General features: G+C 38.7%; 9 protein-coding genes. All 9 read left to right on the top strand.

The window, feature by feature from the left end; translation table 11 throughout:
• The first annotated feature begins 213 nt into the window (after window positions 1-213).
• The gene (locus IEV50_RS04810; protein ID WP_188412109.1) at window positions 214-3,387 is read left to right on the top strand and encodes a SusC/RagA family TonB-linked outer membrane protein; all 3,174 of its coding nucleotides are present in this window, start codon (window positions 214-216) and stop codon (window positions 3,385-3,387) included.
• 6 nt (window positions 3,388-3,393) lie between these two features.
• Entirely contained in the window at window positions 3,394-4,827 is a 1,434-nt protein-coding gene (locus IEV50_RS04805) for a SusD/RagB family nutrient-binding outer membrane lipoprotein (protein WP_188412108.1), read from the top strand.
• Window positions 4,828-5,041: 214 nt separating this feature from the next.
• Entirely contained in the window at window positions 5,042-6,931 is a 1,890-nt protein-coding gene (locus IEV50_RS04800; protein ID WP_188412107.1) for a 7TM diverse intracellular signaling domain-containing protein, read from the top strand.
• Between the two features lie 605 nt (window positions 6,932-7,536).
• Entirely contained in the window at window positions 7,537-10,623 is a 3,087-nt protein-coding gene (locus IEV50_RS04795) for a SusC/RagA family TonB-linked outer membrane protein (protein WP_188412106.1), read from the top strand.
• 11 nt (window positions 10,624-10,634) lie between these two features.
• Window positions 10,635-12,509: a RagB/SusD family nutrient uptake outer membrane protein gene (locus IEV50_RS04790; protein ID WP_188412105.1), complete on the top strand. Its 1,875-nt coding sequence runs from the start codon at window positions 10,635-10,637 to the stop codon at window positions 12,507-12,509.
• A gap of 221 nt (window positions 12,510-12,730) precedes the next feature.
• A complete protein-coding gene (locus tag IEV50_RS04785) occupies window positions 12,731-13,615 on the top strand; it encodes a polysaccharide lyase (RefSeq protein ID WP_188412104.1) in 885 nt (294 codons plus the stop codon).
• A gap of 213 nt (window positions 13,616-13,828) precedes the next feature.
• A complete protein-coding gene (locus tag IEV50_RS04780; RefSeq protein WP_188412103.1) occupies window positions 13,829-16,468 on the top strand; it encodes a glycoside hydrolase family 2 TIM barrel-domain containing protein in 2,640 nt (879 codons plus the stop codon).
• 87 nt (window positions 16,469-16,555) lie between these two features.
• Window positions 16,556-19,018: a glycoside hydrolase family 2 TIM barrel-domain containing protein gene (locus IEV50_RS04775; protein WP_188412102.1), complete on the top strand. Its 2,463-nt coding sequence runs from the start codon at window positions 16,556-16,558 to the stop codon at window positions 19,016-19,018.
• 3 nt (window positions 19,019-19,021) lie between these two features.
• Window positions 19,022-20,215: an alginate lyase family protein gene (locus IEV50_RS04770; RefSeq protein WP_188412101.1), complete on the top strand. Its 1,194-nt coding sequence runs from the start codon at window positions 19,022-19,024 to the stop codon at window positions 20,213-20,215.
• Window position 20,216 lies beyond the last annotated feature (1 nt).

Here is a 20,216-nt window from a genome sequence, read left to right as displayed (position 1 = left end):
AATCTAACGAGCCAAATTCTATCTATTGCTGTAAATCAGCCATCCATTAACACACTTATTTTATATGGATAAACCCATCACAAGCATCAATTGATGCTATGAATTTTTAAAAACCAGTCTTCAATTTTAAATGTAAAATGCGCCAAAAAAGGCGATATGGGATTGTTTTGCCCAAATTTTTGCAAATTTTTTAACTAATTATTTTTTATTTCTATGTACAAAATTTTTAAGCGACTCATTATTTTAATTTTGCTTTTGCTCCCCGCAATTGTTGATGCTCAAAACGTTTCCATTACGGGTACGGTGAAAAGTTCAACAGGAGAAACCCTCCCGGGTGTATCTGTATTATTAAAGGGAACAAAACAAGCTGTAACCACTAATAATGCAGGCAGTTTTAACATCACTGTTGCGGGTAAAGGCATTCTGATTTTCTCCTATATCGGATTCTCATCTAAAGAGGTTGAGGTATCGGAAAGCAATAAAATTGTAGAGGTTGTTTTAACGGAACAAAATAATGCCTTAAACGAAGTTGTGGTTACAGCGCTTGGCATTTCGCGACAAAAGAAATCTCTAGGTTACGCCGTTCAGGAATTAAAAGGAGAGAATTTTACTGAAGCCAGAGAAACCAATCTGGTAAATGCCCTTGCTGGTAAAGTTGCTGGTGTTCGGGTTACCAACAGTCAGGGCGATATGGGTTCATCAAGGGTGGTTATCCGTGGTGAAACCTCAATTTCTGGCAATAACCAACCGCTTTTTGTTGTAGATGGTATTCCGGTAGATAACTCTCAACTTAATTCGGCAGGAGCGAGAGATTACGCAAATACAATTTCTGATATCAATACTAACGATATCGAATCGATAAGTGTTCTTAAAGGGCCAAATGCTGCGGCTTTGTATGGTTCCAGGGCAGCGGCCGGGGTAATCATTATCAAAACCAAATCTGGTAAAAGCCAAAAAGGTCTTGGCGTATCCTTTAACTCCAATGCGGTAATAGAAGGTTTATTAACGCTTCCGAAATATCAGGATGTTTTCGGTCAGGGCTCTGAAGGAAAGTTTAGTTATGTGGATGGTAAGGGCGCAGGTATAAACGATGGCGTAGATGAAAGCTGGGGTCCAAGGATGGATGGGCGGCTGATTCCACAGTTTTTTTCTAAAGGCGTTGCTGTACCTTTTGTAGCCAATCCAGATAATGTTCGCGATTTTTTTCAAACAGGTTACGCTCTTTCTAATGGCATTGCGATAGAAAACGCGAGCGAGAAGTTTGATTACAGGCTATCTTATAATAATTTAAAACAGGTTGGTGTGGTACCAAATTCGGGGCAGGATAAAAATTCATTTGCTTTAAACACAACTTTAAGGGTTACTCCGAAATTAACGCTTACCGCAAATGCAAATTATAGCAAGCTTGGGTCGGATAACCTTCCGGGTACAGGCGGATCGAGGTCAACAAGTACCATGCTGCAATTTACCTGGTTCGGCCGGCAAGTTGATATCAATCAGCTCAAAAATTATCTTGATGAAAATGGTAACACTTTTAATTGGAACAATAGTTATTACAGTAATCCGTATTGGGTAGCTTATGAAAATACAGTTTCGCAAAATAGGAACAGGCTTATTGGAAGCATCGGCTTAAATTATAAAATTATCGATGGACTGAACTTCAATTTTCGTTCTGGAACAGATTATTATAACGACCGGCGTAAAATAAAAGTTGCTTATGGAACTAACGGCACCCCATTCGGATCCTATACCGAAAGTGCATTTACCGTAAACGAAAATAATACTGATGCAACGCTAAGTTACACCAAACAATTAAACGATGATTTTAGTCTGGAAGCGTTATTAGGAAGCAATATCCGTTCGAGATATATAGAGCAAAATGATCAGAGTGCCCCAAGGTTAGCTGTGGCCAAGTTGTACACATTGAACAATTCAAGAGATCCACTTACATCATCCAACAATTACAGTAAATTAAAATCTTACAGTGGATACGTGTCCGCTCAACTCGGATATAGAAACTATCTGTTTGTAAATGTTACGGCCCGTAACGACTGGTCTTCAACGTTGCCAGCGCAGAATAGATCATATTTTTACCCTTCATTTAATGGTAGTATCGTGCTTACTGAAGCTTTTGATATCAAAAGTGAAGTGTTAGATTATGCCAAAATCCGCGGAGGCTGGTCTAAAGTTGGTAAAGATGCCGACCCTTATCGGTTAATCAATACTTATTCCTTTAGCGCACCATTTGGCAGCAATCCTCAACTTACTGCATCAACAACAGATTTAAATGCTGATTTAAAGCCAGAAACAACAACTTCATCCGAATTGGGAGCAGAAGGGGTTTTGTTTAAGAAACGCCTTCGGTTTGATCTGAGTGTTTACAATACCAATAGTTATGATCAGATTTTAAGTGTTGATGTAAGCCAAAGTACGGGTTTCCGTTCTAAATTGCTTAATGCAGGAAAAATTAACAATAAGGGAATAGAAATTCAATTGGGTTTAACGCCAATAAAGAAGCAATTCACCTGGGATATTGATGTAAACTATGCGGCTAACAGAAGTAAGGTTATAGAATTGGATAAAGCAGGTTTACTGCAAAACTATGTGGTTGCTACCAGTTCTGCGCAGGTTATTGCAGCAGTTGGGCAACCCTATGGAACCCTTTTTGGAAATGCATTTTTAAGGGATAACAATGGAAATATTGTGGTTAATGCAACTGGCGCTCCCCAAACTGACCCTACAAAAAGGGTGTTGGGCAAATATACGCCTGATTGGATTGGAGGAATATCAAACACATTTAGCTACAAAGGGGTAAGCCTGGGTGTTTTAATCGATGCGAGCTTCGGTGGCTCCATTTACAATGGTACCTATTCAACCGGAACATATACAGGCGTTTTGGCGTCAACCTTACCAGGAAGAGCCGCAGAATTTGGTGGCATATCTTATTACTATCCAGGAAATGTAAAAGCCAATGGTGCGGTAAGGCTTTCTACTGGAACTGCCGCCCCGCAGGGTGTAACGGTTTATGATGACGGGATCATATTTGATGGTGTTACAGCAGATGGCAAACGGAACGATAAAATAATTTCTGCACAAACCTATTACAAATCTTTTCGCACCATTGATGAGGCTAATATTTTTGATGCCTCTTACGTAAAATTACGCGAGGTAAAGCTAAGCTATAACTTGCCTTCAACTTGGGTTCGTCAATTAAAACTTCAAGGCGTTTCGGTTGCTTTGGTCGGAAGGAACCTAGCCATACTACATCGTAATGTAGAAGATATCGATCCTGAAGTGGCTTTTAATACAGGCAACGGACAAGGACTGGAAAGCCTTTCAAATCCTACAACCCGAACTTTTGGCATTAACCTGAACATTAAATTTTAATCACACATGAAAAATAATTTTATTTATATACTGATTTTATTTGCCGTTTTGTCTGGTTCTTGCAGTAAAGAGCTTGATGAGGTAAACATCAACCCGAACGCGACAGAGAATGCTCAGCCCGACTATTTGCTGACAGCTGCAATAAAGAATACGACAGATGCCTACTGGGGTACAACCAACAATATGAACTCCAGTTTGTTATTTGCGCAACATTGGGCCAAAATTCAATACACCGAAGAAGATAGATTTATTTACTCCAACAGTAGTTTTACCTCACTTTGGTCTACCTTGTATTCACAAAGTATTAACGGCTTTAATAAAATTATAGAGATAGGTAACAGCACTTCAAATTCTAACTACATAGGTGTGGCGCTAACGCTGAGATCTTGGTCATTCCTGCTGCTTACAGATGCTTATGGAGATATTCCATATACCCAGGCCGGTAAACTAAATGAATTTATTACCCCGAAATACGATAAACAAAGAGATGTATATTTTGGCCTGTTGGACGATTTAAAGGCTGCGAAAATTGCGCTTGATCCTGCAGGGAAGAGCATTGCAGGCGATATCATCTACAATGGGAATATTACTAGATGGAAAAAATTTGCTAATGCCTTGCGATTAAGAATCGCCTTAAGAATTGCAGATAAGGAGCCTGCAAAAGCTAAACAGGTTTTAGATGAAATAAAAGCTGACGGTGATGCCTATTTTAGCGATAACACCGATATAGCGCAACTAATATATCAGATATCGCCTCAACAAAACCCGGTAAGCGCACAGTTTGATACGCGTGATGATTACCGCATTAGCAAAACGATTGTAGACAAATTGTTTACGCTCAATGATCCACGCTTGCCAATTTTTGCAAGTAAAACCCAAACTGCTACACCAGAAGAGTATGTAGGTGTACCTAACGGATTAACCAATTCGGAAGCCAGCAACCTGGGTTTTGCGAAAACATCCAAACCTGGCGTTTACTTTCTTGCTCCACAATCGCCTGCTGTGATTTACAGTTATGCCGAACTATTGTTTAATAGGGCAGAGGCGGCTGCCCGTGGATTGACTACTGAAGATGCCTCGCTTTTATATAGGCAAGCGATAACAGCTTCTTTAAAACAATACGGCATTTCAGATGCGCTGGTAACCAATTATCTTTCCCAGTCAGCGGTTCAGTATGATGCAACAAATTATAAAAAATCAATTGGTGAGCAAAAATGGATTAGCCTTTTTGGTCAGGGTTTAGAAGCCTGGACAGAACAACGAAGATTGGATTATCCTAAGTTAACGGTTTCTGTAAACACAGTATTAAATGGTCAGATTCCGGTCCGGTTCATATATCCAGGCACTGAGCAATCTTTAAATGCACAAAGTTATAGAGATGCGGTAGCTAGCCAGGGCGCTGATTTACTTACAACAAAATTGTGGTTTGATGCTTTTTAGGTAGTAATTTGAATAACTAAGCAGTTTTTTAATGTTAAAATTGCTTAGTTATTTGCTAAAAACTATGTTATAAATAAAGCCTTTTAACAAATCTACCTTTAAATCCTATAGCTACCATAATATTACAATCCACTAAAGGCCAATAATTCAATACAGTAAAGTTTGGACATGAAGTAATGTTTTAATACTTTTAGGGTTACCTTAACCAAATTTAATGTACCCTATTTCATCCTTTCACTCTTATCGTGTAAAATATATTGGAATTAAATGTACATTAATTTTGTTGATTTTAATTTGCTACGGGCAAATGACCCATGCGCAACAAGCTGTGCGAATTCAGAATGATTCACCACATACAATGCTTTCGTTTGGTCAGATTGATGTTTTGGAAGATGCTAAAGCTAACTTGAATTTTAGCCAAGTAATAAGTAAAGAATTCCAGTATAAATTCCGTTCAAATACCCTTAGAATTCCTAAAAATGATAATCCACAGTCAGCTTATTGGTATCGATTTAAAATCAAGCATAATCAGGAGCGCTCAAAACAATGGATACTGGAGTTTTTTGATCAGTCAATAAGCGAGCTAACATTATTTGCACCTGATGGATCTGGGAAATACAAAGCAAATTATTATGGTACCAATTATAATTTCTCGAAAAGAGGATACGACCACAAAAATTTTATTTATGACCTAAATAACCACACTAATCAAACCCTCACATATTATCTCCGGATCAAATCACCGCATTCAGTGAGCACGATTATTGTTTTGCGGGATCTTAGGTGGTTTGTCAGCTACGCGCTGGGAGAATATCTGTTGTTTGGGCTTTTTTATGGGATGATAGCGGTATTTTGCCTATATAACCTTCTAATGTACTTTGCTGTAAAGGGAAAACAATATTTGTTTTATGTGCTGTATAACTTAAGTATCGGTATGTATGAAATGTGTAATGATGGTATAGCCTTTCAATACCTGTGGCCAACAAATCCTCATATCAATGTTTATGGATTTGGCATTTCCCTTTTTTTAAGCAGCATTTTCGGGTTATTATTTACCAGTAATTTTTTATATCTGAAGTCAAAATCACCATTTTTTTATAAGTTGGTGATACTTACTATTGTTCTAAGAAGTATTTTCTTTATCGCCTGTCTGATTTATACCCCTTTATTTAATTTTAAAATAATCGAATTTATTCCGCTGCTGGTTGCATTTAGCGCCGGAATTTCCGTACTCTCATCTGGCTATAAGCCGGCCAGCTTTTTAGTAATTGGTTATGGATTTCTGGTTGCAGGTTTTGTGCTCAAAATCTTACTGCTTTTAAAGTGGATTCCTTACGGTACCCTTACCTATTATAGTCTAAGTATCTGCTTTGTTGTTGAAATGATATTGGTTTCCTTCGCAATAGGTAATGCGATACGTACCCTCCGAAAGAAAAAAAGCAGAGTACAAAAAAGGATTATTGAACAGCTTAGAATAAATGATGATTTACACCAGAACCTAAATGAGCAATTGCAGGTGCTTGTCGATGAACGTACGCAGGAAATTCAGCAAAAGACTTTTACCATCGAAAAACAAAACGCAGAGATCTCGGTGATGAACCGTTTGCTGAAAAAAGATATTTCTGAACTTCATCTTAATATAGAGAAAGTTACACGTGCAAGAGTTATGCAAAAGGGTTTGGATTTTGAAGAATTCAGCAGGATATATCCAGATAAGGATAGTTGTTTTAGATACCTTTCCGAATTGAAATGGAGTCATGGATATGCCTGCAGAAGGTGTCAGAACACGCAACACTCTGCTGGTCAAACCGCATTCAGCAGAAGATGTACCAAGTGTGGTTATGATGAATCGGCAATTGCCAACACCATCCTGCAAAATTCAAAGATTCCCATAAACAAGGCACTGTATATGTTTATCCTTATTTATACGTCTAAGGGTACCATCTCTTCCTATAAATTATCCGAGATTTTAAACATTCGTCAAAGCACTTGCTGGACCTATAATTCGAAAATGCAAAAGCTTTTACTTGATAAAAAAGCTTTGCTTAAAAAAAATTCAGATGGAGATTGGGGAAAGCTGCTTTTGGATCCATCAGTTGCATAATCCTCTCTGTTGACATTTCAAGCTGCATACTTTCTAGTTTGTAATACTGATTAGTTGATTATTAGAATTCAAGAAAATCCTTTTCATACCGAGGTTTAAGGTTGAATTCCATATCAAACAAATGATATAGAAGGCAGCATCTCCAGTTTATTTAATATAAGATAAGTTTTGTTAGCCTTATCGGCCTTAACGTGTCTATTCAGATCTTAATACAATATTCGATTGTATATTTTTCTCCAGCATTTTGTCCTCTTTCCTCGTACTGTTTTTAAATTCCAGTTGATAGTTGAGCAAATCAAGTCAACCAGCTATGCTTGTTTTTTTGCATGATTGATATAGCATAAGCACTCCAAAAACGGCATAGAACTGATAGGCTGAAAAAAAATTACCAAATAATAAATGTTGCTCAGCCGTATTAATCAAAATTAAGCATAGTTGAAATGGAACGTATAGAGTGCTTTTTTTAGGAGATACCATTGTTGCTATACCGCATTATAAATTTGTATAACTATCTATTTTATAGGTAGTTATGATTTATTTTTGTTTGGAAAATGGAATATTTAGAATAGGTTTGTATCATCCAATTATTCTAAACCAAATATAAGATGAGAAAAACCATTACCCTACTAATTGCATTGGTTTGCTTTGTATTTACGCTATGTTTTGGACAGAGCATATCTATAAAAGGAACTGTAAAAGACAAAACCGGGGCAGGCATGCCGGGCATTTCGGTAAAAGTTAAAAATGCTCAAATTGCAGTATCTACAGGAGCTAACGGAAGTTTTTTGATAGCTGTTCCACCTAATGCAACACTTGTTTTTTCTGCTGTAGGATTTACCACGCAAGAGATTTCAGTTGGCCAGAGAACAAGCATTTCTGTTACCTTGGCTGAAGAATCCAGAAGCCTAACTGATGTTGTTGTAATAGGCTATGGTACCACAACAAAACGCGACGCTACCGGTGCCATTTCCAGCGTTAAAGCAACCCAGCTTGAAAATGAAAATCCACAAAGTATAGCAGATGTATTGAAAGGTAATATTCCAGGCCTGTCTGTTGGATTGAGTTCGAGTGCCAAGGGTGGCGGAGACTTGTTGGTAAGGGGGAAGTCGACCTTAAGTGCAGGAACCTCACCACTTATTGTTTTGGATGGTGTAATTTACAATGGGCAGCTTGCTGATATTAATCCAAATGATATTGATGGAATAGACGTTTTAAAAGATGCAAGTTCTCTTGCGGTTTACGGCGCTAAAGCTGCAACAGGAGTTATTGCAATAACGACCAAAAAGGGTAGAGGTGAATCGCCAACCATTACTTTTAATACCAATGTTGGTCTTGCCCAGGTTGCTAAAAACATGCGGCCTTACCAGGATGAAGCATTTTTAGCATGGAGAGGTGATGTGTTGCGCAGCGGCGCCACAACCCCAGATTATTTGTATACCGATCCTAGAAATCTTCCTGAAGGCGTTAACCTCACCCAATGGTTGAATGGGCAAACTGGCGATCCAGTTGACTTATGGCTTAACAGACTTGGCCTTGTTGCAAATGAGAAGGCAAATTATCTGGCCGGAAAAACAGTTAACTGGTATGATGATATCTTTAGAACTGGTTTCCGTCAGGATCATACCCTTTCTTTAAGTGGTAAGAAGCAAGAAATTACCTACTATATGTCTTTAAACTACCAGAAAAACCAAAATGTTATAGAAGGTGGTGATTATACCGCAATCAGGGGAAGGATAAATCTTGAAGGCGAAGCAGCCAAATGGTTAACCCTGGGTATGAATGTCCAATTCGCCGATAGAGATGAAGCCAGAACAGGAGATGGATCAACCGAGGCAGACTGGACGCAGATATTAAACTTGTCACCTTACGGGGATAAATTCCTTCCAAACGGACAATTGAGGCGCATTCCAACAGATGATAGCGGTTTGAATGCCAGAAACCCTTTTTTAAGTATGACATACAATGAACGCATGAATAAGCAGAATACAATTTTTGCAAGCGTTTATGGCCGTGTAAAATTACCTTTCGGAATTACCTATCAATTGAATTTTAGTCCAGGTCTGGATTTCTACAGAACGTTCGATTATCGATCTTCCAGAAATCCGGATGTCGTAACTCCAGGAGGATCTGCAACACGTGCCAACGAAACACGCTACAACTGGCAAGTGGATAATCTACTTAAATGGAACAAAACCTTCGCCAACATTCATAACGTGGATGTTACGCTATTGGCAAATGCTGAAAAATACCAGACCTGGTGGACACAAGCTTCAAATGAAGGCTTCGTTCCCAGTGATGTATTAAGTTATCATAACCTTTCAAGCGGAATCAAACCCGTAACAAATAGTGAAGATAAAGTATACACAGGAGATGCATTGATGGCAAGAATAAATTATAGTTTGTTGAGCCGTTATATATTAACCCTTTCGGTTCGTAGAGATGGTTATTCTGTTTTTGGTGTAAACTTCAAGCGGGCTACATTCCCGGCAGCAGCATTAGCATGGGTATTTACAGATGAAGCCTTTATGAAAAATCAGAAATGGTTAGGCTACGGTAAGCTTCGTCTGTCGTATGGTATAAATGGTAACCGCGATTTACGTAACCCTGATAATGGAACCGTTGATCCCTATGCTGCACTTGCTCAGTTAACAAGTGGTAAATACCAAACCGTAAACGGTAGTGGTGCTGCCTCAGATGTGAACACGGTTCAGATTGGAGCGAAAATGGCCAATTCAGACTTAAAGTGGGAAGAAACCACTGCAATGAACGCCGGTTTGGATTTTTCAATTTTTAACGATCGCATTAGCGGCTCCATTGATGCCTATAACAAGAAAACAAGTGATTTATTGGTTAGACAGACACTGCCGAATGTGAGTGGCTATTCTAATGTTTATTCAAACCTTGCCCGTATCAATAATCGTGGAGGAGAGCTGAACCTGAATAGTAAAAATCTTGTTGATGGTCCTGTTAAATGGAATACCAATTTCAATTTTTCCTTCAACAGAAATAAAATTGTTGCCCTTGCTTTGCCAACGGATGACCCTGGAAATGGATGGTTTATAGGTAAAGATATCGACATCATATGGGATTATAACATTCAGGGCGTGTGGCAGCAAAGTGAATTGGCCGAAGCGGCAAAATTTACAAAGGCAGCCATTAAACCCGGCGATTTTAAACTGGAAGATGTTGATGGAGATTATGCCTATTCTGATAATGATAAAAAGTTTTTAGGTTACCGTACACCACGCTATTTCTTCGCGATGCGAAATGAATTCAATATTTTCAAAAATTTTGATTTTTCATTTCAATTGCTTGCCAACTGGGGGCAGCTTAAACAATACAATTCGGCAAAAAACCAACCTGGTAGCGTAGGCTTTGCCCGCTCATCATCGTATGTTTTGCCATATTGGACGCCCGCAAACCCAATAAACGATTACGCCAGACTAAATTCTGGTTCGAGCGGTACAAGCTACAATGTGTATTGGGATAATTCTTTCATACGCTTAAACACCGTAGCCGTATCGTATTCGGTACCATCAAATTTGCTTACCAAGCTTCGTGTAAAAAGCGCTAAAATTTATGCCAATGTAAATAATGCAGGCTACTATGCACCAACATGGACATTCTGGGATCCGCAAAATAATGGTCCTACGCCAAGATACTACACTTTAGGTCTTAATGTTAATTTATAACTTAAATGAAAATGAAAAAAATAAATCAAAATATATCCATCCTATTTGCTTTTGCTGCATTATTGGGCTTTGCAGGATGTAAAAAAGCATACCTGGATTCAGAACAACTCTCCGCTTATGCACCAGAGAATTTAAACAACCTTACCGCAATGAAAGCCGCACTTAATGGTCTTGGATTGGCAACGCGAAGAGAGTTTTTTGGCGATTCTGCTCCACTACTAACGGAATCGATTTTTTCAGATGTTGCTGTAGATGGAACAACCGATAAAAACACGCCTGCTCAGGATTTAATCTCCAGAATTACTCCGGATGCGAATCTTAATAGTGATGACTTCAACAAAATCGGTTGGTACTGGGATAATGAATTTGTCGCGGTACGCCAAGCCAACACCATCATTTCAAACATTGATAAACCAACATATGCGTCTGAAGCTGAAAAAAATCTGATTTTAGGTTCAGCATATTTCTACCGGGCATATTATTACTACAGGCTTGTTCATCAGTTTGGTGATGTACCATTGCTTTTAAACGATTTGGAATTTCCAAAAGCGAATTTTTATTCCACAAAGAGAGAAGTAATCCTGGGTAAAATGAAAACAGACCTTGAATTTGCACAAACCTGGGTTACCGATGGAGGCAATAAGGGCGATGTAACCAAAGGTGCTGTTAGCCATTTGCTCACTAAAGTTAACCTGGCACTTGGTAAATTTGATGATGCAATTGCTTCAGCTTCTAATGTAATTGCAGGTGGAAAATACGGTATGATGACCACCAGATTTGGAAGCACCGCTTCTGATTTAACAAAAAATGTGATTTGGGATTTGCACCGAATGGATAATAAATCGCTTACTACCAATAGAGAAGCATTGTTTTTAGTGATTGATAGAGAAGCTTTTGCCGGTTTTACAGCCCTGGGTTCACAACTGATGAGAAACACCGTTCCGGCATGGCATTTTGCGAACGTAAAAACACCATCAGGAGCGACTGCAATTGTCGATTTGGTTACTGCAGAAATTCCACTGACCAGAATGTACGGTAGAGGAATTGGCCGCTACCGCGGCACCCCTTACAGCACAAAATACATCTGGACGGATAATACCGATTACCGACATGCAAAAGGCATGTGGATGGATATGACAGATTTAGTGTACAATAACCCGGCATTGAAAACCTCAACAAATGCTGCGGATAGAGCCTTATATGGTCAGCCTTTGCAAATGTATTCGGATGCAAATATCAAACAACGTTTTACAAATGGTGCACTTGATACCATTCGTCACTGGTTTGGATGGCCACATTATAAGGTGTTTATCAATTCGACCAATGCTTTAGCAAATGACCCATACTGGACACCGCCACGCGGAACAAATACCGATTGGTACGTATTTCGTTTGGCAGAAACCTATTTACTTAGGGCAGAAGCTTACTATTGGAAGGGTGAACTTGGATTGGCTATGGCAGACTTGAACGTAGTGAGAAGCCGGGCCAATGCAACGCTGTTTACCAATGCCTCACAAATAACTATAGGAACTATTTTAGATGAACGTGCCCGTGAATTGTATTGGGAAGAGCCTCGTAAAACAGAACTTACCCGCATTGCATACATTTTTGCACAAACTGGTAAGCCTGCCTATAATGGTAAGAGTTATAGCCTTGCTACTTTTTCTGATAATAATTTTATGTACGACAGGATTATAGAAAAAAATGATTTTTATAAAAACCAGGTGCCAACATTACAAGGTGTAAACTACAAAATTGCACCTTACCACGTATTATGGCCTGTTCCGGCAAGTGCGCAGCGATTTAATACGGAAGGAAGAATCAATCAGAATAAGGGCTATGCAGGATATGATCAGAATGTACCTGCATTGGATAAATTACCTTAAAATACGATAAAGACCATGCTAAGTTGTACATGGTTTTGGTTAGAATGGGCAGTCCCTTAAGCAAGTACTGCTTTTTTACCTGATCCGAAGTAATGAAAATATTAAAAAACCTAATAACCCAATTTAGAAACTAAACTAAAAATATTCCATTCCGGCTGTCCAGGATAGCAATGCATTAATAAGAAATATCTAACCAGATTTAAACCTAAACCAAAATTACAATGAGTATTAAAATTATGACATCTAAATTAATTGGCATGGCCATGTTAATTTTTTTCAGCGCTATTTTAGGGTGTTCGAAAGATTCTTCTGAAACAAACCAAAACATTGTGCCGGTTGAGAAACTTTTGGTAAATAAAAGTATGGCAGTGGCTGCAGTGCAAGCTTATCCAAGCAACATCAATACCAGTTTTAATCACCCTGATGGTGCATATTCATATAATGAAGCAAGTAGCGATTTTGGTATGGCTGCGCTTACCGGCTGGAATGAAGACCGTGCATACATTTCAGGGGGCTGGGCCAGGGCAACCTTGGCTCCAAACGCTGTTTCAAATGGATTAATTGCTGGTGCAGATTTGTCCGATGGTTCTGCATATGAGGCCACATTTAAGGTTCGTTTTCACAGTCAATTCGATTGGAGTAGGGGAGGAAAAGTTGGCTTTGGATTTCTTATAGGGGAAGGCAACACTGGCTGTGATATTCCCACCGATGGAAATGGAGGAAGTTTGCGTTTAATGTGGTATAATAATGGTAACAGGGTTTATTTTCAACCCTATGTGTATCATAGAGATATGGCTGGTCCATGTGGAGACACTTTCGGAAAATCTTATCCAACAAGCGGAAGCCTTGTTAAAGGAGAGACCTATACCGTACACCTTTATGTGAAAAGTAATACCGGATCAACTAAAAATGGCTGGGTACAAGTGCTTATAAATGGAGCAACAGTACTAGACCAATCCATTCGCTGGACTACAAATGATGCGCAGCGCTTAATCAAGCGACTATCCTTCCATAATTTTAGGGGTGGTAAAGACGTCGCTGTGTGGGGTTCTAGTCAGACCAGTTACATTTACTTTGATGATTTAGTGGTAAACAAAATTCAATAGCATTTTGGTGGTAAAGCTTGATGGTCACGACAAAATCATAGAAAAACAATAAGTCGGATGAAATGCCGACTATTAATAAAAAAATAAGATAGAACGGGATCTGATTAATTAAGAAGGGTGAAACTTGAGATGTTGAACTGCAAGCAGCCCAGGCTGGCAACATGAAGTTTGAACAAGATAAAAATAATTAGATTAAAGGATACGAATAAAAATATGTTGAAGCACAAATCACTTTTATGGATATGGTTAGTCATTATTTCTGGTTACAATTGTGCTGCACAGCGCACAGGAAGGGAAACTATAAGTTTAAATGACCAATGGGAATTTCAAAAACCAGATGCTCAAATAGAAAAAATTATCCTGCCGCATACCTGGAATGACAAAGATGTGTTGGATGATGTTCCTGGATATTACCGTGGTGTTGGTGTTTACAAGAGAAAATTAAAACTTGATGATTCGGTAAAAGAAAGAGCAGTCTTTCTGGTTTTTAATGGCGTTGCGCAAGAATCTGAAGTGTTCATCAATGGTAAATCTGCCGGGAAACACATTGGGAGCTACACTAAATTTATCGTTCCGATTTCTGCATTTCTAAATTATAAAGAGGATTTGGTAGAAGTAAGGGTGAATAACCGTTTTAACGAAGATATTCCTCCACTAACTGCCGATTTTACCTTTTTTGGTGGAATCTATCGAAATGTAAGTTTGCTTATTACTAGTCCCATTCATTTTTCTCAAAAAGAAAATGGAAGCTCAGGGATTTTCATCACCACCCCAGCGGTTTCAGCCTTATCAGCAAGTGTTCGGGTGAATAGTGTTGTAGAAAATTCATCCTCTTTTGATAAGAAGATTAAAATAATCAATAGCATCTATAATGCAAACGGAGGACAGGTAACATCAGGGTCATCAACAATATCACTGATAAGAGGAGAAAAAAAATCTATTGTTCAGGATATAAAGTCTATTAAAAATCCTTCCCTTTGGTCGCCAAAAAATCCTTACTTGTATCGGGTTGTAACCAAGATTGTTGATGTTAAAACAAGTGAAGTAATCGATCAGGTTTCTAATCCCTTAGGTTTTCGCTGGTTCAGATTCGATGCAAATGAAGGTTTTTTCCTGAATGGCGAATCAATGAAGCTAATGGGCGCTAGTCGCCACCAGGATTATGATAATTTAGGTAATGCTACACCTGATGCACTTCAGATAAAGGATGTAGAATTGCTAAAAGCCATGGGAGGGAATTTTTTACGGGTAGCACACTATCCTCAGGATCCGCTGATTCTGGAAGCTTGCGACAGACTGGGTATTTTAGCCTCAGTAGAAATTCCGGTTGTTAATACCATTACCGAATCCGAAGCCTTCACCAACAACTGTTTGAACATGCAAACAGAGATGATCGCCCAGAATTTCAACCACCCCAGTGTGGTCATCTGGGCATATATGAACGAAATTTTGCTGCGTCTGAAGTTTTCAAATGATAAACCCCGACAGCAGATTTATTTTGATCACGTTCGAGAACTCGCCCAAAAGCTGGATAGTTTGACAAGGAAACTAGACCCATCTCGTTATACTTTACTGATAAACCATGGGGCATGGGATATTTATAACAAAGTTGGTTTAACTAAAATCCCAATGATTGTTGGCTGGAATTTATATTCAGGCTGGTACTCCGGCGCACCTGAAGATTTTGCTAAATTTTTAGACAAACACCATAAAGAACTTCCAAATACGCCTTTTATGGTTACTGAATACGGCGCAGATGCTGATCCCCGGATTAGAACAAACCAGCCGGTTCGCTTTGATAAAAGCGTTGAATATGCGCTGAAATTTCATCAGGTTTATTTAAACGCCATGTTAAGCAGGCCATTTGTAGCCGGAGGGATGGCCTGGAATTTAGCAGATTTTAATTCGGAAACCCGCGAAGAAACCATGCCTCATATCAACAATAAAGGTTTGCTTACCATTGCACGTCAGCCTAAAGATACGTACTTTTTATACCAGGGTTATTTACTCCAAAAACCATATTTAAAAATTGCTTCATCGCAATGGAAAGAACGAACTGCCTTAGCCGATTCTGGAAAATTGCTGAGTATGCAGAATATACAGGTGGCTACCAATTTGAAGTCGGCTGAATTGTATTTGAATGGAAAAAGCTTGGGCGTAAAAGAAGCGTTAGATCACATTATTGAATGGAAAGTGCCGTTTGCAGATGGCATAAACCAGATTAGAGTTGTTTCTGGTGACCAGAGTGATCAGGCAGATATTCATTTTCAATTGCAGCCATTTCAGTTTAGTGATCAGATTCCATTTAAAGATATGAATGTCCTTTTAGGTGCTAAACGATATTATATTGATAATCAAACGCATGAAATTTGGATGCCAGATCAGATCTATAAAAAAGGATCCTGGGGATATGTCGGTGGAGAACCTTTTAAAGGTACAAATAACAGAATCAGTTACGGGAGCGACAAAAACATACTAGGAACCGAAAATGATCCGGTTTACCAAACACAGCAGGTTGGCATTAAGCAATTTAAATTTGATGTTCCGGATGGCGAATATGATATATCACTTCACTTCGCTGAATTGGTTGGTGGAGAGACTAAAGAAGCTCTGGCTTACAACCTGGATAACAATCATAAAACCGAAGCGGTAGAAAACAGAGTTTTCAGCGTGAGCATTAATGAAACACCCTTTATGGAAAATATTAACCTGGCGGAAGATTTTGGTTACACCAGAGCAGTTCAAAAGAAAACAAGGATTACTGTAACCAGTGGAAAAGGAATTACGATTGATTTTAATGCAATTGAGGGAAAACCTATATTAAATGCTATTCAGCTGAAAAAGGTTTACTAGTAAATTTAAGCTTTTTGGAATCCAATTGATTAGATGGTTTATGCATTGCCAGCCAGCAAAAAAAATGCAATTTATTTATTTTTAGGTATGAAAAAAATAGCCAAATATCTTCTTGTTCTTAGTTTCTTGCTGTCATCCAATATCGCATTTGCACAAAAATCAATCCGGTTAAATGCTGGTTGGGAATTTCTTAAACAGGATTTAGGAGGTATCTGGGAAGCTGTCCGTCCTGTAGGATTGGGTAATCCTGAATCCGTTCCATTATGGGAAAATGTAAATTTACCACATTGCGTTAATGCTACAGATGCGGTAGATCCTGATGTGAATTATTATCAAGGACCCGCCTGGTACCGCACCAAGCTCAAAATCGAGAATCCTTATCAAAATGGTAGAACCATTTTGCATTTCGAAGGGGCTGGTCAAAAAACAGAAGTTTATGTATATACTACAAAAGTTGCAACTCATGTAGGTGGTTACGATGAATGGACAGTTGACATTACAGATGCGGTTGCCGCATTTCAAAAAGAGGAAGTTTACCAAAAGCAGTTTAAAGGGCAAGTGCCGGTTTCTATCCGTACGGATAATTCAAGAGATTTGGAAATGATTCCTTCAGATTTATCTGATTTTAATGTTTATGGAGGGATTTACCGCTATTTAAATCTGGTTTATGTACCACCATTATCAGTAGATAAAATGTTTGCTAAAGCCGAAGTGGATGCGCAGGGAAAATTGGGTAAATTAAATGTGAGCGGAAGATTTTACAATCCTACAGGCTTAAAAAATGCTACTATCCATCTTAAATTAATCGACCCAAAAGGAAAGGTTGTTGCACAGCAGGAAAAAAAGATTAACAATTTAAATGGCGATACGGAGTTATGGAGCTTGGAAGTCAGTAAACCGCTATTATGGTCGACCGATAAACCCTTACAGTATCGCTTGCAATATGATCTCGTTTCATCCACAGGCAGTTATAAGAGTGAAGATAAAATAGGTTTTAGAAATATCAATTTTGTAGAGAAAGGTCCTTTCAATCTAAATGGAAATCGTTTGCTTTTGCGTGGTACTCATCGGCACGAAGACCATGCAGGCGTTGCGGCAGCAATGAGCGAGGAAATGATTCGCACGGAGATGCAGATGATGAAGGATATGGGCGTGAATTTTATCCGATTGGGGCATTATCAGCAATCGAGAATTGTGTTAAACCTTTGCGATAGTTTGGGCATTTTGGTTTGGGAAGAAATCCCATGGTGTCGGGGTGGCTTAGGTGGTGAAACTTATAAACAACAAACCAGAAACATGCTTACAAACATGATTGACCAACATTATAACCATCCTTCCATTATTATCTGGGGCTTGGGAAACGAAAACGATTGGCCGGGAGATTTTGCTGAATTTGATAAAGAAAAAATCAGAACGTTTATGAAAGAACTTAATGGACGCTCCCATAAATTGGATTCATCCAGGTACACTGCAATCCGGCGATGCGATTTTTGTGCCGATATCGTTGATGTATATTCTCCATCCATCTGGGCGGGTTGGTACCGTGGTGCCTATACCGATTATAAAAAGGTTTCTGAAGATGAATTTTCAAAGGTTAAACGCTTTTTACATGTGGAATGGGGAGGGGATAGCCATGCCATGCGCCATTCAGAAAATCCTGATAAAGCCCTAAGTAAAATTAAAATAGGTGACAGCGCTGATGAGCGGGCAGGTGACGCTTCATTATTTGGAGGTGCCGCAAGAATATCCAAAGATGGCGATTGGAGTGAATCCTACATCACCAATTTAATTGATTGGCACCTTAAAGAACAGGAAAATATGCCTTGGCTAAGTGGCTCGGCATACTGGCCATTCAAAGATTTTTCTACACCTGTTCGTCCTGATAATCCAGTGCCTTACATGAACCAAAAAGGAGTTGTAGAAAGAGATTTCACTAAAAAGGAGGCTTATTATGTTTTTCAATCGTATTGGACTGATAAACCAATGGTTCATATTTATGGACATAGCTGGCCAGTACGCTGGGGTGATGAGGGAGAGGAAAAAATGGTAAAAGTTTATGCTAACTGTACGGAAGCAGAAATATTTCTGAACGGAAAAAGCTTTGGGATAAAGAAAAGAAACAGCCAGGATTTTCCCGCTGCGGGTTTACGTTGGAACCTTCCTTTTCTTAAAGGAGAAAATACAGTTAAAGTAATAGCTAAAAAAGGTAAGGTTATAGTAACCGATGAAATAAGATTTAACTATCAAACAGAGAAATGGACTAAACCCACTAAAATGACCTTAACTAAAATAAATGAGGAGGCAGATGTTGCAACCCTGGAGGTTAAGCTTTTTGATGAAGCTGGCATACAGTGCCTTGATGCAATAAACTGGATAAATTTTGGTTTAATGGGTGATGGGAAATTAATTGATGATTTGGGAACATCTTCCGGATCGAGGAAAGTGCAGGCTTACAATGGCAGGGCAATTATCAAAGTAAAATTAAATAAAGGCAAAAGTGTAGCTTCTGTAAAATCTGACGGCATTCCAACTGTTTTCATAACCTTGTAGATCATGAAAAAGATATCAATAATTTTAATCTCAACTTTTTTTTATCTAGCATTAAGTTCATTTTCTAATACCATTATAGATTTGGAAAATGTACCTGCAGATTTCAAAAAGAAAGCGAGCATTTTACTTACAAAGCAAATTTTAAACCAGGCAAAATGGGCAATGGAACAAGAGCCTATTACCATTACGGCATCATCTTCGCCTAGAAGTGCTGGTGGCAAACATGATTTTTTTTCGGAAGCAGATTACTTCTGGCCCGACCCCAAAAATCCGGATGGACCCTACATCAACCGAGATGGATTAACAAACCCGGATAATTTTGTTGCGCATAGGAAGGCTATGATTCGTTTCAGTAAAATCATCGGTGCATTAGTTTCTGCGTATAAAATTACAGCTGATGAAAAATATGTTAAACATGCCCTAAAACATTTTCAGGCCTTGTTTATCAATCCTGAAACGTTGATGAATCCAAACCTACTTTTCGCTCAAGCGGTAAAAGGCAAATTTACCGGACGTAATTATGGTATTATCGATACCATTCATTTAATGGAGGTTGCGCAAGGAGCTCTGGTGATGGAAAACGCAAAAGCATTTGATAAAGCAAGCTTAAAAGGAATTAAGAAATGGTTTGCCGATTATATAATTTGGCTGAACACTTCAAAACCAGGCATACAGGAAAAAACAGTTAAAAATAATCATGCCACATGCTGGGCGATGCAAGTGGCATCTTTCGCTAAATTATGTAAAAACGAGGCTATGCTGGATTCGTTGCGCATTAGCTATAAAACCATCTTATTGCCCAATCAAATGGGTACAGATGGAAGTTTTCCATTGGAAACAGTCAGAACGAAACCCTATGGATATTCCATCTTTAATCTGGATGCCATGACAATGCTTTGCCAGATTTTATCTACGCCTAAAGATAATTTATGGAAATTTGAAACAGCAGATGGAAAATCAATTAGAAAAGGTTTGGATTATCTTTATCCTTATATTTCAGATAAAAATAAATGGCCTTTAAAAGCTGATGTAATGTATTGGGAAAACTGGCCTGTTGCACAGCCCTTTTTAATTTTTGGAGCAGTTCAGTTCAATCAGCATGAATGGTATTCCACCTGGGAAAAACTAGACCATGCACCTCAAGTAGAAGAAGTCATTAGGAATTTACCCATTCGCAACCCTTTAATATGGTTATAAA

The organism is Pedobacter mendelii (genome assembly GCF_014635725.1).
Classification (GTDB): Bacteria; Bacteroidota; Bacteroidia; order Sphingobacteriales; family Sphingobacteriaceae; genus Pedobacter; species Pedobacter mendelii.
The sequence above is the reverse complement of the archived record's forward strand: the minus strand, read 5'-3'. Positions and strand labels throughout refer to the sequence as shown.

Excerpts from the sequence above, each read along its gene's own strand:
- IEV50_RS04810 (WP_188412109.1), top strand. The coding sequence starts at position 214 with ATGTACAAAATTTTTAAGCGACTCATTATTTTAATTTTGCTTTTGCTC.
- IEV50_RS04805 (WP_188412108.1), top strand. The coding sequence starts at position 3,394 with ATGAAAAATAATTTTATTTATATACTGATTTTATTTGCCGTTTTGTCT.
- IEV50_RS04800 (WP_188412107.1), top strand. The coding sequence starts at position 5,042 with ATGTACCCTATTTCATCCTTTCACTCTTATCGTGTAAAATATATTGGA.
- IEV50_RS04795 (WP_188412106.1), top strand. The coding sequence starts at position 7,537 with ATGAGAAAAACCATTACCCTACTAATTGCATTGGTTTGCTTTGTATTT.
- IEV50_RS04790 (WP_188412105.1), top strand. The coding sequence starts at position 10,635 with ATGAAAAAAATAAATCAAAATATATCCATCCTATTTGCTTTTGCTGCA.
- IEV50_RS04785 (WP_188412104.1), top strand. The coding sequence starts at position 12,731 with ATGAGTATTAAAATTATGACATCTAAATTAATTGGCATGGCCATGTTA.
- IEV50_RS04780 (WP_188412103.1), top strand. The coding sequence starts at position 13,829 with ATGTTGAAGCACAAATCACTTTTATGGATATGGTTAGTCATTATTTCT.
- IEV50_RS04775 (WP_188412102.1), top strand. The coding sequence starts at position 16,556 with ATGAAAAAAATAGCCAAATATCTTCTTGTTCTTAGTTTCTTGCTGTCA.
- IEV50_RS04770 (WP_188412101.1), top strand. The coding sequence starts at position 19,022 with ATGAAAAAGATATCAATAATTTTAATCTCAACTTTTTTTTATCTAGCA.